Genomic DNA, 18,240 nt, shown 5'->3' with positions numbered 1-18,240 from the left:
GTTGCGAGCGCAGCGAAGCAATCCAGAATCCCTCGGCGGAAAGACTCCGGATTGCTTCGCTGCGCTCGCAATGACGGTGTGGAGAGAGCGCGCCCCAATCCATCTCCGTCATCCTGAGGCGGCCGCTTCTTCAGCGGCCCTCGAAGGGCCGACGGCCCGGCTGCGTCTCGGCCATTCATCCTTCGAGGCTCGCCCATGGGGCACCTTGCGTCCCATGCCTCGCACCTCAGGATGACGGGAGCAGCAGTGAGCCTACACTTCCCGTCGGCTCAAGAACGCCAGCCGCTCGAACAGATGCACGTCCTGCTCGTTCTTGAGCAGCGCGCCGTGCAGCGGCGGGATCAGTTTTCGCGGGTCGCGTTCGCGCAGCTGCTCGACGCTCATGTCCTCGTTGAGCAGCAGCTTGAGCCAGTCGAGCAGTTCGGAGGTCGAGGGCTTCTTCTTCAGGCCGGGCACCTCGCGCACCTCGAAGAAGATGCGCAAGGCTTCCTCGACGAGGCGCTTCTTGATGCCGGGGAAGTGGACGTCGACGATGCGGCCCATCGTGTCGGCGTCGGGAAACTTGATGTAGTGGAAGAAGCAGCGGCGGAGAAAAGCGTCAGGCAGCTCCTTCTCGTTATTGGAGGTGATCATCATGATCGGGCGCTGCTTCGCCTTGATCGTCTCGCCGGTCTCGTAGACATGGAATTCCATGCGGTCGAGCTCGAGCAGCAGGTCGTTCGGGAATTCGATGTCGGCCTTGTCGATCTCGTCGATCAGCAGCACCGGGCGCTGCTCGGCGGTGAACGCCTCCCACAGCTTGCCGCGCTTGATGTAGTTCCTGATGTCGGACACGCGCGCGTCGCCGAGCTGGCTGTCGCGCAGGCGCGACACCGCGTCGTATTCGTAGAGGCCCTGCTGCGCCTTGGTGGTGGACTTGATGTGCCAGGTCAAAAGGGGCGCGTTCAGCGCCTTCGCCACTTCCTCCGCCAGCACCGTCTTGCCGGTACCGGGCTCGCCCTTCACCAGGAGCGGGCGCTCGAGCACGATCGAGGCATTGACGGCGACCTTGAGATCGTCGGTCGCAACATAGTCCTTGGTGCCGGTAAATTTCATCGCACGTCCTTGTTGGTCGTCGTCGCGAGGCTGTTGCCTTGGTCACGACAAGCGAACGGCCGCTCGCGGCGGCCGTTCCTGGTTCGGTCAGGCTTTCAAACCCGTTTTATCAGCGAAAGGATCACCAGCACAATCACCGCGCCGATCGTGGCGTCAACGATGGCGCCGACCGTGCCGGTGGCCAGCCCGATGTGCAGCTGGGGCAGCACCCAGCTCGCCACCAGCGCGCCGATGATGCCGACGACGATGTTGCCGACCAGCCCAAATCCCGCCCCGTGGACAATCTTGCCGGCAAGCCAGCCGGCGATCGCGCCGATGATGAGCGCCGCGAGAATTCCCATTGCAAACGTCCCCAAAACAACCCCTTGAGGCGGTCAATTCTAGAGCAAAATGCCTCCCGGTCCAGCGCCCAAGGACGACCTGCGCCCCTTGACGTCCGCCCCCCGACGGGCAATCTGTCACCCATGTTCCTGCAATTCTTCACCTCTCTGCGCGACGCGCAGGTCCCCGTGACGCTGCGCGAATACCTCACGCTGATGGAGGCGCTCGACGCCGACCTTGCGGACTACACGGTCGAGAACTTCTACTATCTGTCGCGCGCCTCGCTGGTGAAGGACGAGCGCAATCTCGACAAGTTCGACCGCGTCTTCGGCACGGTGTTCAAGGGGCTGGAAAGCCTGCTCGACGCGATGGAGAAGGCGGAGATCCCCGAGGAGTGGCTGAAGAAGCTCGCCGAAAAGTATCTCACCGAGGAAGAGAAGAAGCAGATCGAGGCCATGGGCTGGGACAAGCTCATGGAGACCCTGAAGAAGCGCCTCGAGGAGCAGAAGGGCCGCCACCAGGGCGGTTCGAAATGGATCGGCACGGCGGGCACCTCGCCGTTCGGCGCCCACGGCTACAATCCCGAAGGCGTGCGCATCGGCCAGGAGAAGAACCGCAACAACCGCGCCGTGAAGGTGTGGGACAAGCGCGAGTTCAAGGATCTCGACGGCAATGTCGAGCTCGGCATCCGCAACATCAAGGTGGCGCTGCGGCGCCTGCGCAAGTTCGCGCGCACCGGCGCGCCCGACGAGCTCGATCTCGACACCACCATCCGCGAGACCGCCAATCACGGCTATCTCGACGTGCACATGCGCCCCGAGCGGCGCAATGCGGTGAAGCTGCTGGTGTTCTTCGACATCGGCGGCTCCATGGACGCGCATATCGAGCAGGTCGAGGAGCTGTTCTCGGCGGCGAAGAGCGAGTTCAAGCACATGGAGTATTTCTACTTCCACAACTGCCTCTATGAAGGCGTGTGGAAGCAGAACAAGCGCCGCTTCACCGACCGCACGCCGACCTGGGACGTGCTGCATAAATATCCGCACGACTACAAGGTCGTGTTCGTCGGCGACGCCTCGATGTCGCCTTACGAGATCATGGTGCCCGGCGGCTCGGTCGAGCACGTCAACGAGGAGCCCGGCTCGGTCTGGCTCGACCGCATCATCCGCACCTATCCGCATGCGGTGTGGCTGAACCCGGTGCAGCAGAAGCACTGGGACTATTCGGAATCGACCACCATCATCAAACGCATTTTTGCCAACCGCATGTACCCGATCACGATCGAAGGTCTCGAAAGTGCGATGAAGGAATTGACGCACTGATGCATGATTGAGTCCGGCTCCATCGGCGACGGGACTGCGCCGCTTGCGGGGGAGGGCTGGGGAGAGGGTCTCTCCACCAGCGAGGCTCCTCAAGAGGAGAGAGCCCTCACCCGCCGCGCTCGGACGATGCTTCGCATCGCCCGGGGGGCGACGACGTAACAAGAGGGAGAACCATATGCCCCAGACCATCACCCGCGGCATCAAGGCGTTGATCGACGAGGCCAATGCGGAGATCGAGACGCTCACCGCGAAGGATGCCATCGAGATCTCCAGGAACGGCGATGTCGTCATCGTCGACATTCGCGATCCCCGCGAGATCGAGCGCGACGGCCGCATCCCGGGAGCCTTCGCCTGCACCCGCGGCATGCTGGAATTCTGGATCGATCCGCAGAGCCCGTACGCCAAGCCGATCTTCCAGGAGGACAAGAAGTTCGTGTTCCACTGCGCCGGCGGCCTGCGCTCCGCGCTCGCCGCCAAGACCGCGCAGGATATGGGCTTAAAGCCCGTCGCCCACATCGCCGGCGGCTACGCCGCCTGGCGTGACGCCGGTGGTCCGACGGAGAAGTGGGAGCCGAAGAAGAAGGGATGAGGGCCCCGCTCTCCCCACTTGTCATTCCGGGGCGCGCGAAGCGCGAACCCGGAATCCATTCATCCACCAACTCAGCCGCACGATGGATTCCGGGCTCGCCCTCCGGGCGCCCCGGAATGACCACAAGGAAGCATCGATGACCACCGACCCCCTCGTCTCCACCGAATGGCTCGCCGCCCACATGGGCGACGCCAACGTCAAGATCCTCGACGCCAGCTTCAAGCTGCCGGGCGTGCTGCCGCTGCCGAAGGACGACTACCTCACCGCTCATCTTCCCGGCGCCGTGTTCTTCGACGTCGATGCGGTGTCGGATCATTCCAACCCGCTGCCACACATGTTTCCGAGCGCCGAGCAGTTCGGCCGCGACGTCGGCAATCTCGGCATCTCCGACGCCGACACCGTCGTGCTCTACGATGCCGGCGGCTGGGTCGCCGCTCCTCGCGCGTGGTGGATGTTCCTGTCCTATGGCCACGCCAATGTGCGCATCCTCAATGGCGGCTTGAAGAAGTGGCGTGCCGAGGGGCGCGCCGTCGAGAGCGGCGAGGTGAAGCCGAAGCCGCAAACCTTCAAAGCGAGCTACGATCCGAAGCGCGTGCGCAGCATGCAGCAGTTGATCGCCAATGTCGAAAGCCGTGCCGAGCAGGTGATCGACGCGCGCGCCGCCGATCGTTTCGAGGGCCGCGCGCCCGAGCCGCGGCCCGGCATCCGTTCCGGCCACATCCCCGGCGCCCGCAACGTGCCCTACAATCTGCTGTTCGATGCCGCGTCCGGCGAGATGAAGCCGCTCGAAGAGCTCCGCGCCGCCTTCACCGGCGCCGGCGTCAAGCTTGATGCGCCGATCGTGACGAGCTGCGGCTCCGGTGTGTCCGCGGGCGTGCTCACGCTCGCGCTGTATCGGCTCGGGATTACCGGCACCGCGCTCTACGACGGCTCCTGGTCGGAATGGGGCCAGGCCGGCGGCCCGCCGATCGCGACCGGGCCGGCGTAGGCCACTTCGCTATGGCCGGTTGAAGGTGCGCTCCCTCGCCCCGTTCTTGCGGGGACGCGACGCGCTTCGCTCGCGCTGAGAGGGTTGGGGGAGGGGGCTGTACCCCCGTCACCCGGATCGCGCCGGACGATGCTTCGCATCGCCAGCGGCGATCCGAGAGGTGAAGATCAGCGCGCCCTCGTGGCCGGCGTCGTCGCAAATACCTGCTGTTGGCCGAATGGATCGAACTGCTGCCTCAACTGCTGAGGTGGAGGACGCCGCTCCACGCGGTGCCGCTTCTTCGGCTTGGGCTTGGTCGCCTTGCTCTCCGGCTTGCCGGCGCCGGCCTTCGCATCGGCCTTGCGCTTCGCCGGTGGATCCTTCGCGGCTGTGGTGGCGGGATCGTCCAATGCGGCCAGTTTGGCCGGCGCGGTGTCGAGTGCCGGGGAGGCCGGAGCGGCACCGGGATCAGCCGGTGTCGGCACGCTGGCGGTTGCGGCGGGTTCCGTCTCGGGAATCGACGCCGCGGCATCGGCGGCAGTGAGCGTGTCTGTTGCGGCGGGGGCGGCTTCCGCCGTGGTCTCGGCCTTGGACGGCTCGGTGGCCGGGGTGTCAGCTGCGGGCGCGGCGACCTGCGGCGCGGCATCGGCCTCGCTGGCCACCGCGGCCGTCCGTTCGGGCTCCTGGATCGGCAGTCCGATGGTCGGCACCTGGTCGCGCAGCGTCGGCGCGGGCTCGGCCGGCTCCGCGCGCAAGGCCGCGAGCACCGGCTGGGCGGGCTCGGAGGCTTGCGCGAACACTTGCTCCTGCGGGCCGTTCCGCCAGGACGGGTTGTTGACATATTGCTCATGGGTCGCCCGCAGCAGCGCGGCAGCCCCTAGGCCGAACACCAGGATGGAGGTTGACAGAACGATCGCGGCAAGCAGGAAGCGAAAGCCGGGAAGCATCGGACGGGTTACGAATTTCCGCCCCGGCGGGTGGCGACCGGGACCCAAGAGCCATCTGAACGCGGTGACGGTACTGCTTGCCGCGTTCGCCACGCGGGGATCGGAGCTCAAGGCGGTGGCGAATCAGGCTGATTCGAACATACCGCAACGATTCAGAGGCGTTCCGTAAAAAACGGGGCCGGAAACTGCGGCGTCTCGGACATAAGTGGATTTCCGCCCCCTGATGTAACGGGGCAACGGTCGTCTTGCGGATCACAAATCGGCAGATCGGGCGCAAATCGGCCTGATATGTCTTGAATGTGCCGCTATCTTCGGTCATCTGGCCGTTAACGGTCCTGATGGGGCCCCGGGGCTATACAAGAGCGATGATGATCAAACATTTTCTGACGATATGCGCTGCCGCAACAGTCGCTGCGGCGGGAACCTCGCTCGTGCAGGCTCAAAGCTATCCGGTCCAGCAGGTGCCGGGCTATGGCCCGCCGGCCGAATATCGCCCCGGCGACCGCATGCCGAATTTCGACGCGCTGGACGACGAAGACGACGCGATTCCGCAGGCCTCGCTGCCGCCGCCCGGCCCGGGCGGTCCGATCACCTCGCCCAACGACCCGCGCTACGGCCGCCCAGCCGGCCCGCCGGTCTATTCCGCCGCCCCGCCGCAGGGGCCGGTGATGTCGCCGGATGATCCGCGCTACGGCCGTCCGGCCGGCGCTCCGCCGGTCTATTCGTCGGCTCCGCCGCAGGGCCCCGTGATGTCGCCCGACGATCCCCGCTATGGCCGCCCAGCCGGCCCGCCGCCGGTGATCTATGCCGACCGCCCGGCCCAGGCGCCTGCCAATGACGGCTTGCGTCCGCCGGAAGCCGTTGGTGGTCCCGCCGCGACCGGAACGGTCCAGGCCGCCCAGCCGCCCGTCGGCGCCGACGGCCGGCCGATGACACTGGCCTCGCTGCCGCCCGAGGAGCAGCCCGATGCTGCGCCGGTGCAGCTGCCGCCGAACTTGCGCCGCCAGGAGGTCTCGTTCCAGACCAAGGAGCCGGCCGGCACGCTCGTGGTCGATACCCCCAATACCTACCTCTATTACGTGCTCGGCAATGGCCGCGCGATCCGCTACGGCGTCCGCGTCGGCCGCGACGGCTTCACCTGGACCGGCGTGCAGAAGATCACCCGCAAGGCGGAGTGGCCGGATTGGCATCCGCCGACCGAGATGATCGAGCGCCAGCCCTATCTGCCGCGCTTCATGGCCGGCGGCCCCGGCAATCCGCTCGGTGCCCGCGCGATGTATCTCGGCTCGACCGTCTACCGCATCCACGGTACCAACCAGCCCTCGACGATCGGCAAGTTCGTCTCCTCGGGCTGTATCGGCATGCTGAACGAGGACGTCTCGGACCTGTTCGATCGCGTCAAGGTCGGCACCCGCGTGGTGGTGTTGCCGGGCGGTCCGGCGCCGGGAACGGCGACCGCGTCTGCAGCGCCCGCGCCGGCCCCGATGTCGGCCCAGGCCGGCCCGGTCCCCGGCACGCAGCCGACGGTCGTGCCGCCGCTGCCCGCGCCGGTCACCGTGCGCTAGAGCGTTTCACATTTTGATTGAAGCATAACCGGCGCTGGCGAAGTAGTTGGCGCATTCGCGAGGCTGGATGTCTTGGACGAGGTGACCGATATGGCGCCAAGTCTCCTCGATTGAGCGCTTCTGAGCTTGCCGCATCCAGTGTTTGATCTTGGAGAAGGCCTGTTCGATTGGGTTGAGGTCGGGCGAGTATGGCGGCAGGTACCAGAGTCTGGCGCCAGCAGCCTTGATCATTTGCCTGACGGCTTTCGACTTATGGCTTCCGAGATTGTCGAGAATGACGATGTCGCCTTCACGCAGGGTTGGCAGGAGAATGTGCTTTACGTAACCACGGAAGCATTCACCGTTGATCGGGCCATCGAAGACGCAGGGTGCCGTGAGTTGGTCATGGCGGAGCGCGCCGAGGAATGTGAGGGTACGCCAGTGACCGTGCGGAGCGAAGCCGCGCAGGCGCGCCCCTTTGGGTCCCCAGCCTCGCAAAGGGGCCATGTTGGTCTTGATCCAGGTCTCATCGATGAAGACGAGCCGGCCCGGATCGAGCCCGGCCTGCCAGGCTCGCCAACGCAAGCGCCTACGAGAGACGTCGGCGCGAGCCTGTTCGAGGGCGAACAGTGTTTTTTTTGAACCGCAGCCCTTCCCGGCGCAGGAACAGCCAGACCGCATTGTGTGAGACCTTGACCCCACGGGCTGCCAGTTCCGCCTTCAGACCATGCAGCGTCAGGTGCGGCGTCTGAGTGATCCGCTCGACGATGAAGGCGCGGTGCGGATCAAGCACAGGCTTGCGGTGACCACCCATCTTGCCAGGCGCTACCGAGCCGGTCGTTCGATAACGCTGTGACCACTTCACAACTGACGAGACAGCAACGCCAAACCGTTCCGCCACAGATCGGCAGCTCTCACCTTTGGCAACAGCGGATACCGCACGCTTACGCAAATCGTTGGAAATTGGTCGGACCATCGGATGCTGGCCTCCAGCCCAGCCAGCATCTTGAATCATATTCGTCCCAGACCCGGAATCCCTTCCGATTCAATAAATCCGTGAACCGCTCTAATCGCTTCCGCGAGTATTCAGATTGCAACAGGGCGTGCCGTCGGCACGCCCTTTTTTTCAGGCCAGCTTGCGCGGCAGTTCGCTGCCCTTGGTGAAGGCGTCGATCGCCTCGACCATCTGGCCGTAATGGATGCGCAAGCCGTCCTTGGTCGCGTAGCCGAGATGCGGCGTCAGCACGAGGTTGTCGAGCTTACGGAAGGGATGATCGACGGGCAGCGGCTCGACCGAGAACACGTCGATGCCGGCGCCGGCGATCTTGCGCTGCTGCAAGGTCTCCAGCAGTGCCTGCTCGTCCACGATCGGCCCGCGCGCGGTGTTGACGAGGAAGGCCGTCGGCTTCATCCGCGCGAGGTCGGCGCGGCTCACCAGGCCACGCGAGCGATCGCTCAGCACGACGTGGATTGTGACGATGTCGGCCTTGGCGAACAACTCCTCCTTGGTGGCGTAGCCGACGCCGGCCGCCGCGCACTTCTCCGGCGTCAGGTTCGGGCTCCAGGCGATCACGTTCATGCCGAACGCCTTGGCAATGCCCGCCATCTTGCTGCCGAGCTTGCCGAGCCCGACGATGCCAAGCGTCAGTCCCTCGATCTCGACGCCGGCAAAGGTCTGCCAGGGTTCGCCCACATGCATGCGCGCGTTCTCCCGGCCGATGCCGCGGGTCAGCTCCAGGATCAGGCCCATGGTCAGCGGCGCCGTCGGATCGCGCGAATATTGCGTGCCGCCAATCGCAACGCCCTTCGCCTTTGCCGCCTCCATGTCGATCGAGGCGTTGCGCATGCCCGACGTCAGCAGCAGCTTCAGCTTCGGCAGGCTGTCGAACTGGCTCTTGGGGAACGCCGTCCGCTCGCGCATTGCGCAGATGATTTCGAAATCGGCCAGCGCGCTCGCCGCGGCCTGCTCCGAGGCGAAGGGATGGTTGAACACGGTGACGTCGATGCGGTCGGACAATTTCGGCCAGTCGGCGACGTCGAGGGCAAGGTTGAAATAGTCGTCGAGAATCGCGCAGCGCAGCCGGCTCATCAGCATTCATCCATGGCGAGAGGTGACGGCGCTGGGCGAGGGCGCCGTTGTCGGGACACCGGTCCATGGTTGCGCGCAATCAGCCTCGTGCGCAAGCAGCCTGCGTCTTCAAAAATCCGATAGGGGGGCCTCGCTCAGAGGTCGCGGGGCCTCAGCCGGATCGGCGCATCGAGGCCGTGCTTGGCGCGCCAGGCGGGGCCGCGGCCGCGCATGTAGTGCAGTTCGGGCCGGTAGGGGTTGAAGGCGGTGGTGAAGAAGCGCTTCCAGAAGGCCTTGATCTCCGCGACGAAGCCGGAGACGTGGCCGGCTTCTGCCGGAACGGGATGGGAATGGGTCTCGGTCAGAGCCATGATGCGGCCTCGCTGTGCTCCCCGTTCGTTCTGAGCGGGCGGCGCTGTTTCCGCGCGAAACCGAGCTTTGGCCTGCTTTATTAAAAAATGGTTTCAATTGTCCGGATCTACCTCGGGATGGTGTCCATCCCGTATTCATCCGTGGTGAACGGAGGGAAAACGTTGCCCTTTGCGGGCGGGATCGTTACATCGGCGGCAAGCAAATTTCCTCAAATCGAAGGTTTCACGGGACCGATGGCGCGCCAGTTCATCTATTTCATGCAGGGCCTGACCAAGAGCTACCCGACCCGGAAGGTGCTCGATAACATCCATCTGAGCTTCTACCCGGACGCCAAGATCGGCGTGCTCGGCGTCAACGGCTCCGGCAAGTCGACGCTGCTCAAGATCATGGCGGGGCTCGACAAGGAATATACCGGCGAGGCCTGGGTCGCCGAGGGCGCCCGCGTCGGCTATCTCGAGCAGGAGCCGCAGCTCGATCCCAAGCTCACGGTCCGCGAGAACGTCATGCAGGGCGTCGCCAAACAGAAGGCGATCCTCGACCGCTACAACGAACTCGCCGTCAACTATTCGGACGAGACCGCCGACGAGATGACCAAGCTGCAGGATGAGATCGAGGCCCAGGGCCTCTGGGATCTCGACAGCAAGGTCGACCAGGCCATGGACGCGCTGCGCTGTCCGCCCGACGATGCCGACGTCACAAAACTCTCGGGCGGTGAACGCCGCCGCGTCGCGCTGTGCCGGCTGCTGCTCGACCAGCCCGAACTGCTGCTGCTGGACGAGCCGACCAACCATCTCGACGCCGAGTCGGTGTCGTGGCTGGAAGGCCACCTGCGCAACTATCCTGGCGCGATCCTGATCGTCACCCACGATCGCTACTTCCTCGACAACGTCACGGGGTGGATCCTCGAACTCGATCGCGGCCGCGGCATCCCCTACGAGGGCAATTACTCGTCCTGGCTGGTGCAGAAGCAGAAGCGGCTCGAGCAGGAAGGCCGCGAGGACGCCGCGCACCAGAAGACGCTCGCCCGCGAGCAGGAGTGGGTTGCGTCCTCGCCCAAGGCGCGCCAGGCCAAGTCGAAGGCCCGCTACCAGCGCTATGAGGAACTGCTCAAGCAGGCCAGCGAGAAGCAGACCCAGACCGCGCAGATCATCATCCCGGTCGCGGAGCGGCTCGGCGCCAACGTGGTCGACTTCGAAGGTCTCAGCAAAGGTTATGGCGATCGCCTCCTGATCGACGATCTCACCTTCAAGCTGCCTCCCGGCGGCATCGTCGGCGTGATCGGTGCCAACGGCGCCGGCAAGACCACGCTGTTCAAGATGATCACGAAGCAGGAACAGCCGGACAAGGGCACGATCACGATCGGCGAGACCGTGCATCTCGGCTATGTCGACCAGTCGCGGGACGCGCTCGACGGCAAGAAGACCGTCTGGGAGGAGATATCCGGCGGCAACGAGCTGATCCTGCTCGGCAAGAAGGAAGTGAACTCGCGCGGCTATTGCTCGTCGTTCAACTTCAAGGGCGCCGACCAGCAGAAGAAGGTCGGCGCGCTCTCGGGCGGTGAACGCAACCGCGTTCACCTGGCCAAGATGCTGAAGTCCGGCGCCAACGTCCTGCTGCTCGACGAGCCGACCAACGACCTCGACGTCGACACGCTGCGCGCGCTGGAAGAGGCGCTGGAGGATTTTGCCGGCTGCGCCGTCATCATCAGCCACGATCGCTGGTTCCTCGACCGTATCGCGACCCACATCCTGGCCTTCGAGGGCGACAGCCATGTCGAATGGTTCGAGGGCAACTTCCAGGACTATGAGAAGGACAAGATGCGCCGGCTCGGTCAGGACAGCATCATTCCGCACCGCGTGAAGTACAAGAAGCTGACGCGGTGATTTCGGCATGATGTGGCGGGCGCTCATCGCTGCGGTGATCGTGATCACCTGCGGCTGGTCGTCCGCCCGCGCCGCCGACGCGGCCTTCACGCAGTTCATCGCCTCGCTCTGGCCGGAGGCGCAGGCCGCCGGCGTCTCGCGCGCGACGTTCGACGAGCAGACGCGCGGGCTCGAGCCCGACTACAAGCTGCCTGACCTGATCCTGCCGGGACGGCCCGCGACCGGCGCGCCGTCGCAGGCCGAGTTCGTGCAGGTGCCGGCGGACTACGTCAAGGAAGCATCGATCGCGCGGCTGGCCGGCGAGGGCCAGCGGCTCTTGCAAAAATATCGTCCAGCGCTGAACGAGATCGAGAAAAGCTCCGGCGTGCCCGCGACCGTCATGCTGGCGATCTGGGGGCGAGAGACTGATTACGGCCGCTACACGCTGCCCTATGATCTGGTTCGCGTGCTGGCGACGCAGGCCTATGTCGGCCGGCGCAAGGATACCTATCGCAACGAGTTCATCCTGGCCCTGAAGATCCTCGGCGCAGGCGTGGTGACGCGCAAGGACATGCGTTCGTCCTGGGCGGGCGCGACCGGGCTCACGCAATTCCTGCCGTCCGAATATTACAAGCACGGCGTCGATTTCGACCGCGACGGCCGCATCGACATCTGGCATTCGGTGCCGGACGCGCTGGCCTCGGCCGCGCAGCAGCTCGTCAACAAGGGCTGGCAGAGCGGCGTGCGCTGGGCCTACGAGGTGCAGGCGCCAGCGACAGTCGATTGCACCACCGGTGTGCCGGAGGTGACGAAGCCGATCGGCCAGTGGCTACGCGAAGGCTTTGTGCCGGTGCGCGGGCAGAAGCTGAGCGCTGCCGAGCAGGCGCAGCCGGCCTCGCTGCTGCAACCGGAAGGAGTCTATGGTCCGTCGTTCCTCACGACGAAGAACTACTTCGTCATCAAGGAATACAACTTCTCCGACCTCTACGTGCTGTTCGTCGGCCATCTCAGCGACCGCATGACGAGCCCGCTGCCGTTTGCAACGCCCTGGTCGGCCTCGAAGCAATTGCGCACCAAGGATGTCGAGACCATGCAGCGCGGGCTCACCCGCGTCGGGCTCTACAAGGACAAGATCGACGGCAAGGCCGGCATGCAGACCCGTGCCGCGCTCGGCGCCTATCAGAAGTCGGCGGGACTGAAGGTCGATTGCTGGCCGAGCGAAGAGGTGCTGCGCTCGATCCAGGCGGCGCGCTAAAGCGCGATGAGCATGATCTTTCCGGAAAACCGCTTCGCACTTTTCCGGATCATGCTTTAGCGGGTGACCCAAGAAAAAAGCCCGGTCGATGCTCTCGGCCGGGCTTCTTGATCGCGGCGCGTATGCGCCAGGGCAATCAATCAGGCGATCAGATCAGTAGCAGACGCGAACCGGGCGGCTGACCCAGCCGTAGCCGTCCCAATAGCGCTCACGACGCCAGTAGCAGGGCGCGGGCGGCGGCGGCTCGGCGACGTAAACGGGACCGCCATAGGCGGGGCGGCTCGACGCGATGGCGCCGCCGACGATGGCGCCGCCGATCAGGCCGGCTGCGATGCCGGCGCCGACGCCGTCACCCGCTTTGGCGGGCGGAGTGGCGGTCACCAGCGAACCGGCAACCGTCGCAACCGTGAGGGCGGCAACGAAAGTCTTCTTCATGCTCTTGGCTCTCCTGGGAGATGGGTTCCTCTAGTTAGAGGCGCCCGGGGTTCAAAGGTTCACGCACACTCTGATGGAATTGGCCGTTGGGCTAGGAAGCGCGCAAATGGTCAATCCATGGTAAACGCACACGGAGCTGTGACGAGAAAAAGCGGTCTTTTTCAGGCCCCAGGATGAACGGCATACCCGTAGTGAACCGGTTCAGGCAAGGGCTGCAAAGGAGCCGGCTCAAGGGTCTCAGCCGCAAACCCGGACGCGGCGGGCGCGCCAGGCATAGCCGTCCCAGAAGCGCTGCTTCTGCCAGACGCAGCCGCCGTAATAGTCGTCGGCGACATAGCCGGGGCCCGGCGCATAGTAGCGCGGCGCGTAGTAGCCTGGTTCATAATAGCCCGGCCCTGACCCGTAATAATACGGAGAGGCCAGCGCGCCGCCGACGATGGCGCCGCCGATGATCCCGGCCGCCACGCCGGCAGCGACGCCACGCTGGGCATGGGCCGGGGTTCCGGCAGTCAGGGCCAATGTGGCGAGGGCAGCGACTGCCAGGAGCGACTTCTTCATCAATGGAACCTTTGCACAAGCACGGGGGAACTGTTTGGGACCAGAGTTCCATACTTCGCTTGAATGATCAATGAACGGCACCTTTGCCGGGGGCGACCAATTGATATGGACTACAGCTCCGTCAGGAGACGATGATGGGCAACGCGATGATCAATGCATTGATTGCGGCCGGGGTGATCTTCGCCATCGGTTACGGCTGGATCACCCATCTGCAAAATCGCGGTCAGCGCCGCTCGCGCGCAGGGGCCGGCGGTCATGGCGGAGCTGGTGGCGACAGCTATTCGGGGACCAGTGACGGCTTCTCGCTGGGCAGCTGGTTCTCCAGCGACAGTTCGGGCCGCGCGACCGACAGCGGCAGCTGTTCGAGCGGCGACAGCGGCAGCAGTGGTGGAGATTGCGGGGGTGGCGGCGACGGTGGGGGAGGCGGTGGCGGCGACTAGGCGTGCAACCTTGATCCACCGCAATACCCTACATTAGAGCCGTTCTAGGCTGTTTCCGGGCCAGTTTGGAATAGCTTCAAATACCGGTTTTTCCCTTTGCATCCGGCGGGCCCGTTAAATATCGATGATGGCGCATCACCGAAGGGCCCGCCGCTTCCATGATCGTTTGTTCCTGTAACGTATTGAGCGATGATGATATCCGCGCCGCCGTCGCCGAGTCGGACGACGCCGTGCGCCATGCCAAGCAGGTCTATGGATGCCTCGGCTGCAACGCCGAATGCGGCCGCTGCGCGCGGAGCATCAAGACGATCATCGACGAAGCGCTTGGCCCCTGCGCCAAGAAGTGCTGTGCCGGCTGCCCGCATACTTACACCGGGGCCGCCAATGACGAGACGGCCGAGCTCGCCGAATTCGCCCTCGCGGCCTGCTGAAATCTTCTGCACTGTCGACTGAGCTTTTCCCCGGCGGCGTCTCCGTGGCCGGTTGCGCTGGTCTTTGAACTGACTTAGAAGCATTCTAAATACGGTTAGGGCCGTTTTGGAATGCAAGAGCTGGAGTGAACCATGCAGGGCGACGCAAAAGTCATCGACTATCTCAACAAGGCACTGCGTCACGAGCTGACTGCGATCAACCAGTACTGGCTGCACTACCGCTTCCTCGACAATTGGGGCCTCCTCGACATGGCCAAGGTCTGGCGCAAGGAGTCCATCGAGGAGATGGAGCACGCCGACAAGCTCACCGCGCGCATCCTGTTCTTCGACGGCTTCCCGAACATGCAGGTGCTCGATCCCCTGCGCATCGGCCAGAACGTCAAGGAGATCATCGAGTGCGATCTCGCCGCCGAGATGAGCGCGCGCGCGCTCTATCAGGAAGCGGCCACCTATTGCCACAGCGTCAAGGACTACGTGACGCGTGACCTGTTCGAGAAGCTGATGAGCGACGAGGAGCATCACATCGACTTCCTCGAGACCCAGCTCGACCTGATCGGCCGCATCGGCCTCGAGCTCTACACCCAGAAGCACGTCGGCGGGCTCGAGGGCGAGGGGCATTAACCTCCGACGCCAGTCGCATAGTCGGTGTTTGTCCCGGCGTCGTCGGCATCTGCGGTTGTCCGGGACGACACCGCATCTGAAACAGCTACAGCTGCGCCTTGTAGCGCTCTTCCGTCATCGCCTGGCTCTCCGGCTCGCCGAGACCGGTCTGCTCGTGAATGACCTCGGTGATGCTCGGCATCACCGCGCGCTGCACCTTGTCCGCCGACCATAGCTTCGAGCGCATCAGCGCCTTGCCGCAGTGGAAATAGACTTCATTGACGGCGACATTCAGCACCGCGCGGGGAGCTTTGCCGAATTCCACCATGGAGGCGAGCAGATCCGGATCGACCGAGAGCGTGCCGCGTCCGCCGACGCGCAGCGTCTCGTCGATCCCGGGGACGAAGAACAACAGGTGCACGAAGCCCGAGCCTTCGACGACGTTGCGAAAACTGTCGAGCCGGTTGTTGCCGGAGCGGTCCGGCATCAGCAACTGGTTGGGACCGGCGACGCGGACGAAGCCGATGCCACCACCGCGCGGCGAGGCGTCGACGCTTCCGTCTGTGCCCGACGTTGCGAGCACGCAGAACGGCGACATCTCGATGAACTTCTTCGCATGCGCATCGATCGCGGGACGTGCCTTCGCGATCACGCGCGGGGTCGGCTTGGGATAGATGGTGGCGAGGTCTTCGGCGCAAAGATAGGTCAACGGCGTGCCTCCCTGTCGGCTCGGCGTCAAACTACCTGATCGCACCGCCGCCAGCCAATGCAATCCGTCCAGGCGCGTTACACGGCATCCGCCGGCACGAAACAGCTGATGATGATGGCACCGCGATGGTGGACGTACCACACCACGGCCTGACCGACCGGATTGCCCTGATCGCGGATGACGGCGCGCTCGGGCACAGCCATCCACTCGCCCTCGATCGGCACCCAATAGGTGCCGCCGCGCACGTCGTACTCGGTGCGATGGCCGTCGGAAATGTCGCAGCAGGGCACGCCGTTCGGCGCGATCACGCTTTTGAACCAGGCGCGGATGTCAGGGGGGACGTGATCATATTGCCCGTTGTCGAACGCGAAGGCGGCGCTCGTCAGCGCCGTCGCTGCGGCCAGCCAGACGCACAGCGCAAGCCTGTGCATGCGATCTTCCTCCTCGGGCATCGTTCATTGGCGCGCGACTGTCCCGCGCGTCGATTCGTATGGTTGATGCGATTAAGCCCGAGCTGCCGGCGCATTGCATGCTCAAATAATATGCGGCGCGAAAGGCGTCGCATATGATGCATCGCGATATGAGGATTTGCGCCCCGTCGTCTTACATCGTCCGCTCCGGCGCCGTTTGCAGCAATTGCCTGATTTCCTCGCTGTAGAACTTTGCGTTGCCGGTCGTGCCGTGGCCGCGCGTCTCGGTGCTGGCGGGGATCAGGTAGAGGCGGCCGTTCTTGACCCGCTTCATCGCGGCGTCCGTGATGCCGGTCTCGGGCGGATTGCGCTCGTCGTCGGCGGAATTGATCAGCAGCAGCGAGGCTTCGATGGCTTCGAGCTTCTCGCTCGCATTGTAGTCGTGCGAAGATTCCCACTGGTAGAGGAAGTCGTTGGCGTCGGCCGTGATCGGCGACGCCAGCCGCTCGTCGACGATCTTGTCGGCCTTGGCCGCGGTCGGCGCCTGTTGCTGATAGGCCAGCGTGCCGCCGATGCTGGCGATGCCGTAAGCGGTGACGGCGTACTTCATCATGCGCGGCTGGCTGGTGTAGTTGCCGCCGTTGTAGTCGGGATCGTTGCGGATGGTGTCGAGCATGATCCGCCGCAGCATCCAGTTGCGCGATGCCATCTCGGTCGGCTGCGAGGCCATCGGGATCAGCGCGTCCATCGCCTTCGGATATTTCTCGCCCCACAGCCACGTGTGCATGCCGCCCATTGAATTGCCGATGACGAGCCGCAGATGCTTGACGCCGAGGCCCTCCGTCACCAAGCGGTATTGTGCCTCGACCATGTCGTCGTAATCGTATTTCGGGAAGCTCGTCTTCATGCCGTCGGATGGCTTGGACGATTTGCCATGGCCGATGCTGTCGGGAATGATGATGTAATATTTGGACGCATCGAGCGGCTGCCCCGCGCCGAACAGCTCGCCGGCAAAGGACGGCGTCAGCATGCTCGCGCCCGAGCCGCCCGTTCCGTGCAGTACCAGCACGGGCTGGCCGGTCGGCTCGCCCACGGTGGTGAAGTGCAGCTTCAACTCCGGCATGGTCTCGCCGGTGTGGAACTTGAAGTCCCTGGCGATCCAGTCGCCCTGCTTGGGCGCGGGATAATCGGCAGCCATCGCCCATGTCGAAAAGGACAGCAGAACGCCTGCCATCGCGGCGCAAGAAGCTTTCATGTCTCTCTCCCCGTGCGGCTCATGGTCGTCGGCCGCCTTGCGACGGAACTTAGCAGAAGTGCGGGGAAGGATGTAGGATTTCAGCTCCGTCGATCGTCCTATGGAAACCCCGGAGAGACGCTGCATGTGCCGCAACATCAAGACGCTGTTCAACTTCGAGCCGCCGGCGACGGAGGATGAGATCCATGCCTCGGCGTTGCAGTTCGTGCGCAAACTGTCCGGCTTCAACAAGCCGTCGCAGGCCAATGAGGCCGCCTTCGACCGCGCCGTCGCAGAGGTTTCGGACGTCGCGCGAAAGCTCCTGACATCGCTGCATACCCATGCCCCGGCGCGCGACCGCGAGGTCGAAGCGGAGAAGGCGAAGGAGCGTTCGCGGTTGCGGTTCGGCTAGTGGCTCCAGGGTCCCTTCCGTGATCTGGCTCACGGTACGGGTCGCCTCGACTTGCAATGATGCCTGCCGGGGTTTTGACAGCCCGGAGTACGACCATGAGCCGCCCCCTTCTTCCCCTCAAGGCAGGTGCCATCATCTTCACGCTGCTGTGGACCGCGTGGATGATGTGGTGGAGCGGCTCCTTCTCGAGCGCGACCGTCGTGATCCTGGCCCTGTGCGGCGCTGCGGTCGGCTATCTCTGGTACCGCGCCATGCGCTGGCAGTTCGAGCGCATGGACATGCTGCCGCGCCGGGATGACTCCTCCAGGGCTTCTTGATCGGCATGTATCCCACGCGCGCTACGCTGCGTCTGGGCGCGAGCACGTCGTCAGCTCTTGTGGCCGGAAGCAAGCTAATTACCGGCGTTTGACGACAGCAGCAATTCCACCCGCGCACCATGCTGCGCTTGATCAACATCAAGCGACGGGACGCGCCGTCGTGTCATCGAGTTGTGAGGGCGATGATCGTCGCGAGGAGCGATCGATGCGCGCAGCATGGAGAATGTTCTGCCTGTCCTTGCCGTGTCCATCGTCATCGCCCGCCTGCTCGTGCCTGATATCGTGCCGGTTGCCTTCGCCGAGGAGCCGCAGCCGTCATGGGCTGTCATGACGGCTTTCGTCCTTCGCGCCATCG

23 protein-coding genes are annotated in these 18,240 nt (G+C 64.5%); 11 read left to right on the top strand and 12 right to left on the bottom strand.

Annotated features, from left to right (window positions below):
* Positions 1-252: 252 nt before the first annotated feature.
* Both ACRQ5Q_RS34640 and ACRQ5Q_RS34635 read right to left on the bottom strand, forming a co-directional pair.
* Entirely contained in the window at positions 253-1,095 is an 843-nt protein-coding gene (locus ACRQ5Q_RS34640) for an AAA family ATPase (protein WP_080134205.1), read from the bottom strand.
* 95 nt (positions 1,096-1,190) lie between these two features.
* A complete protein-coding gene (locus ACRQ5Q_RS34635; protein ID WP_439370108.1) occupies positions 1,191-1,436 on the bottom strand; it encodes a GlsB/YeaQ/YmgE family stress response membrane protein in 246 nt (81 codons plus the stop codon).
* Positions 1,437-1,559: 123 nt separating this feature from the next.
* Here ACRQ5Q_RS34635 and ACRQ5Q_RS34630 point away from each other — a divergent pair, with 123 nt between their 5' ends.
* From ACRQ5Q_RS34630 to sseA, 3 genes are all read left to right on the top strand, one after another.
* Positions 1,560-2,735 (top strand): vWA domain-containing protein, encoded by a 1,176-nt coding sequence (locus ACRQ5Q_RS34630; RefSeq protein WP_439370107.1) that lies wholly within the window; start codon positions 1,560-1,562, stop codon positions 2,733-2,735.
* Between the two features lie 175 nt (positions 2,736-2,910).
* The gene (locus ACRQ5Q_RS34625) at positions 2,911-3,324 is read left to right on the top strand and encodes a rhodanese-like domain-containing protein (protein ID WP_036013188.1); all 414 of its coding nucleotides are present in this window, start codon (positions 2,911-2,913) and stop codon (positions 3,322-3,324) included.
* Positions 3,325-3,460: 136 nt separating this feature from the next.
* Positions 3,461-4,312, top strand: coding sequence for a 3-mercaptopyruvate sulfurtransferase (sseA, locus tag ACRQ5Q_RS34620; RefSeq protein ID WP_439394403.1), 852 nt, complete (start codon positions 3,461-3,463; stop codon positions 4,310-4,312).
* Positions 4,313-4,479: 167 nt separating this feature from the next.
* Here sseA and ACRQ5Q_RS34615 read toward each other — a convergent pair whose 3' ends face one another.
* Complete coding sequence (locus ACRQ5Q_RS34615) at positions 4,480-5,238, bottom strand: hypothetical protein (RefSeq protein WP_439394402.1); 759 nt, start codon at positions 5,236-5,238, stop codon at positions 4,480-4,482.
* Positions 5,239-5,606: 368 nt separating this feature from the next.
* On the opposite strand from ACRQ5Q_RS34615, the gene ACRQ5Q_RS34610 reads away from it, so the two are divergent.
* A complete protein-coding gene (locus ACRQ5Q_RS34610) occupies positions 5,607-6,803 on the top strand; it encodes a L,D-transpeptidase family protein (protein WP_439370104.1) in 1,197 nt (398 codons plus the stop codon).
* 6 nt (positions 6,804-6,809) lie between these two features.
* Here ACRQ5Q_RS34610 and ACRQ5Q_RS34605 read toward each other — a convergent pair.
* From ACRQ5Q_RS34605 to ACRQ5Q_RS34595, 3 genes are all read right to left on the bottom strand, one after another.
* A protein-coding gene (locus ACRQ5Q_RS34605; RefSeq protein ID WP_439368321.1) for an IS630 family transposase occupies positions 6,810-7,758 on the bottom strand; the annotation gives its coding sequence in 2 pieces (ribosomal slippage) (positions 6,810-7,421 and positions 7,423-7,758; 948 coding nt in all).
* Between the two features lie 150 nt (positions 7,759-7,908).
* Positions 7,909-8,871: a D-2-hydroxyacid dehydrogenase family protein gene (locus ACRQ5Q_RS34600; RefSeq protein ID WP_439394400.1), complete on the bottom strand. Its 963-nt coding sequence runs from the start codon at positions 8,869-8,871 to the stop codon at positions 7,909-7,911.
* 134 nt (positions 8,872-9,005) lie between these two features.
* Positions 9,006-9,221 carry a hypothetical protein gene (locus tag ACRQ5Q_RS34595; RefSeq protein WP_439394398.1) on the bottom strand — a complete coding sequence of 72 codons (216 nt, stop codon included), beginning with the start codon at positions 9,219-9,221 and terminating at the stop codon, positions 9,006-9,008.
* 234 nt (positions 9,222-9,455) lie between these two features.
* Between ACRQ5Q_RS34595 and ettA the strand changes: the two genes are divergently transcribed.
* Together ettA and ACRQ5Q_RS34585 are read left to right on the top strand one after the other, a co-directional pair.
* Complete coding sequence (gene ettA / locus ACRQ5Q_RS34590; protein ID WP_439370101.1) at positions 9,456-11,105, top strand: energy-dependent translational throttle protein EttA; 1,650 nt, start codon at positions 9,456-9,458, stop codon at positions 11,103-11,105.
* Positions 11,106-11,112: 7 nt separating this feature from the next.
* Complete coding sequence (locus tag ACRQ5Q_RS34585) at positions 11,113-12,339, top strand: lytic murein transglycosylase (protein WP_439370100.1); 1,227 nt, start codon at positions 11,113-11,115, stop codon at positions 12,337-12,339.
* Between the two features lie 153 nt (positions 12,340-12,492).
* Here the strand turns inward: ACRQ5Q_RS34585 and ACRQ5Q_RS34580 are convergent, their stop codons facing one another.
* Positions 12,493-12,774, bottom strand: a complete 282-nt coding sequence (locus tag ACRQ5Q_RS34580; RefSeq protein WP_439370099.1) for a hypothetical protein — start codon at positions 12,772-12,774, stop codon at positions 12,493-12,495.
* A gap of 237 nt (positions 12,775-13,011) precedes the next feature.
* Positions 13,012-13,332: a hypothetical protein gene (locus ACRQ5Q_RS34575; protein ID WP_439370098.1), complete on the bottom strand. Its 321-nt coding sequence runs from the start codon at positions 13,330-13,332 to the stop codon at positions 13,012-13,014.
* A 131-nt stretch (positions 13,333-13,463) separates the two neighbouring features.
* Between ACRQ5Q_RS34575 and ACRQ5Q_RS34570 the strand changes: the two genes are divergently transcribed.
* The 3 genes from ACRQ5Q_RS34570 (at position 13,464) to bfr (ending at position 14,824) form a co-directional block, all read left to right on the top strand.
* Positions 13,464-13,772: a hypothetical protein gene (locus tag ACRQ5Q_RS34570; protein ID WP_439370097.1), complete on the top strand. Its 309-nt coding sequence runs from the start codon at positions 13,464-13,466 to the stop codon at positions 13,770-13,772.
* Positions 13,773-13,930: 158 nt separating this feature from the next.
* On the top strand, positions 13,931-14,203 hold the full coding sequence (locus tag ACRQ5Q_RS34565; protein WP_439394396.1) for a (2Fe-2S)-binding protein: 273 nt from the start codon (positions 13,931-13,933) through the stop codon (positions 14,201-14,203).
* Between the two features lie 132 nt (positions 14,204-14,335).
* Entirely contained in the window at positions 14,336-14,824 is a 489-nt protein-coding gene (bfr, locus tag ACRQ5Q_RS34560; protein WP_018641014.1) for a bacterioferritin, read from the top strand.
* A gap of 85 nt (positions 14,825-14,909) precedes the next feature.
* Here bfr and ACRQ5Q_RS34555 read toward each other — a convergent pair whose 3' ends face one another.
* The 3 genes from ACRQ5Q_RS34555 to ACRQ5Q_RS34545 form a co-directional block, all read right to left on the bottom strand.
* The gene (locus ACRQ5Q_RS34555; RefSeq protein WP_439394394.1) at positions 14,910-15,512 is read right to left on the bottom strand and encodes an MSMEG_1061 family FMN-dependent PPOX-type flavoprotein; all 603 of its coding nucleotides are present in this window, start codon (positions 15,510-15,512) and stop codon (positions 14,910-14,912) included.
* A 77-nt stretch (positions 15,513-15,589) separates the two neighbouring features.
* Complete coding sequence (locus ACRQ5Q_RS34550; protein ID WP_439394393.1) at positions 15,590-15,943, bottom strand: hypothetical protein; 354 nt, start codon at positions 15,941-15,943, stop codon at positions 15,590-15,592.
* A 172-nt stretch (positions 15,944-16,115) separates the two neighbouring features.
* Entirely contained in the window at positions 16,116-17,177 is a 1,062-nt protein-coding gene (locus ACRQ5Q_RS34545) for an alpha/beta fold hydrolase (RefSeq protein WP_439394392.1), read from the bottom strand.
* A gap of 124 nt (positions 17,178-17,301) precedes the next feature.
* Here ACRQ5Q_RS34545 and ACRQ5Q_RS34540 point away from each other — a divergent pair, with 124 nt between their 5' ends.
* Positions 17,302-17,568 carry a DUF2277 domain-containing protein gene (locus ACRQ5Q_RS34540; RefSeq protein ID WP_439370091.1) on the top strand — a complete coding sequence of 89 codons (267 nt, stop codon included), beginning with the start codon at positions 17,302-17,304 and terminating at the stop codon, positions 17,566-17,568.
* 95 nt (positions 17,569-17,663) lie between these two features.
* Positions 17,664-17,885, top strand: coding sequence for a hypothetical protein (locus tag ACRQ5Q_RS34535; protein ID WP_439370090.1), 222 nt, complete (start codon positions 17,664-17,666; stop codon positions 17,883-17,885).
* 74 nt (positions 17,886-17,959) lie between these two features.
* Here the strand turns inward: ACRQ5Q_RS34535 and ACRQ5Q_RS34530 are convergent, their stop codons facing one another.
* Positions 17,960-18,214: a hypothetical protein gene (locus tag ACRQ5Q_RS34530; protein ID WP_439394390.1), complete on the bottom strand. Its 255-nt coding sequence runs from the start codon at positions 18,212-18,214 to the stop codon at positions 17,960-17,962.
* Positions 18,215-18,240: the final 26 nt, after the last annotated feature.

Origin of the sequence: Bradyrhizobium sp. PMVTL-01, from assembly GCF_051861855.1 — a bacterium.
Classification (GTDB): Bacteria; Pseudomonadota; Alphaproteobacteria; order Rhizobiales; family Xanthobacteraceae; genus Bradyrhizobium.
Note: the sequence above shows the minus strand (reverse complement) of the source record. Positions and strands in the feature narration are given on the sequence as shown.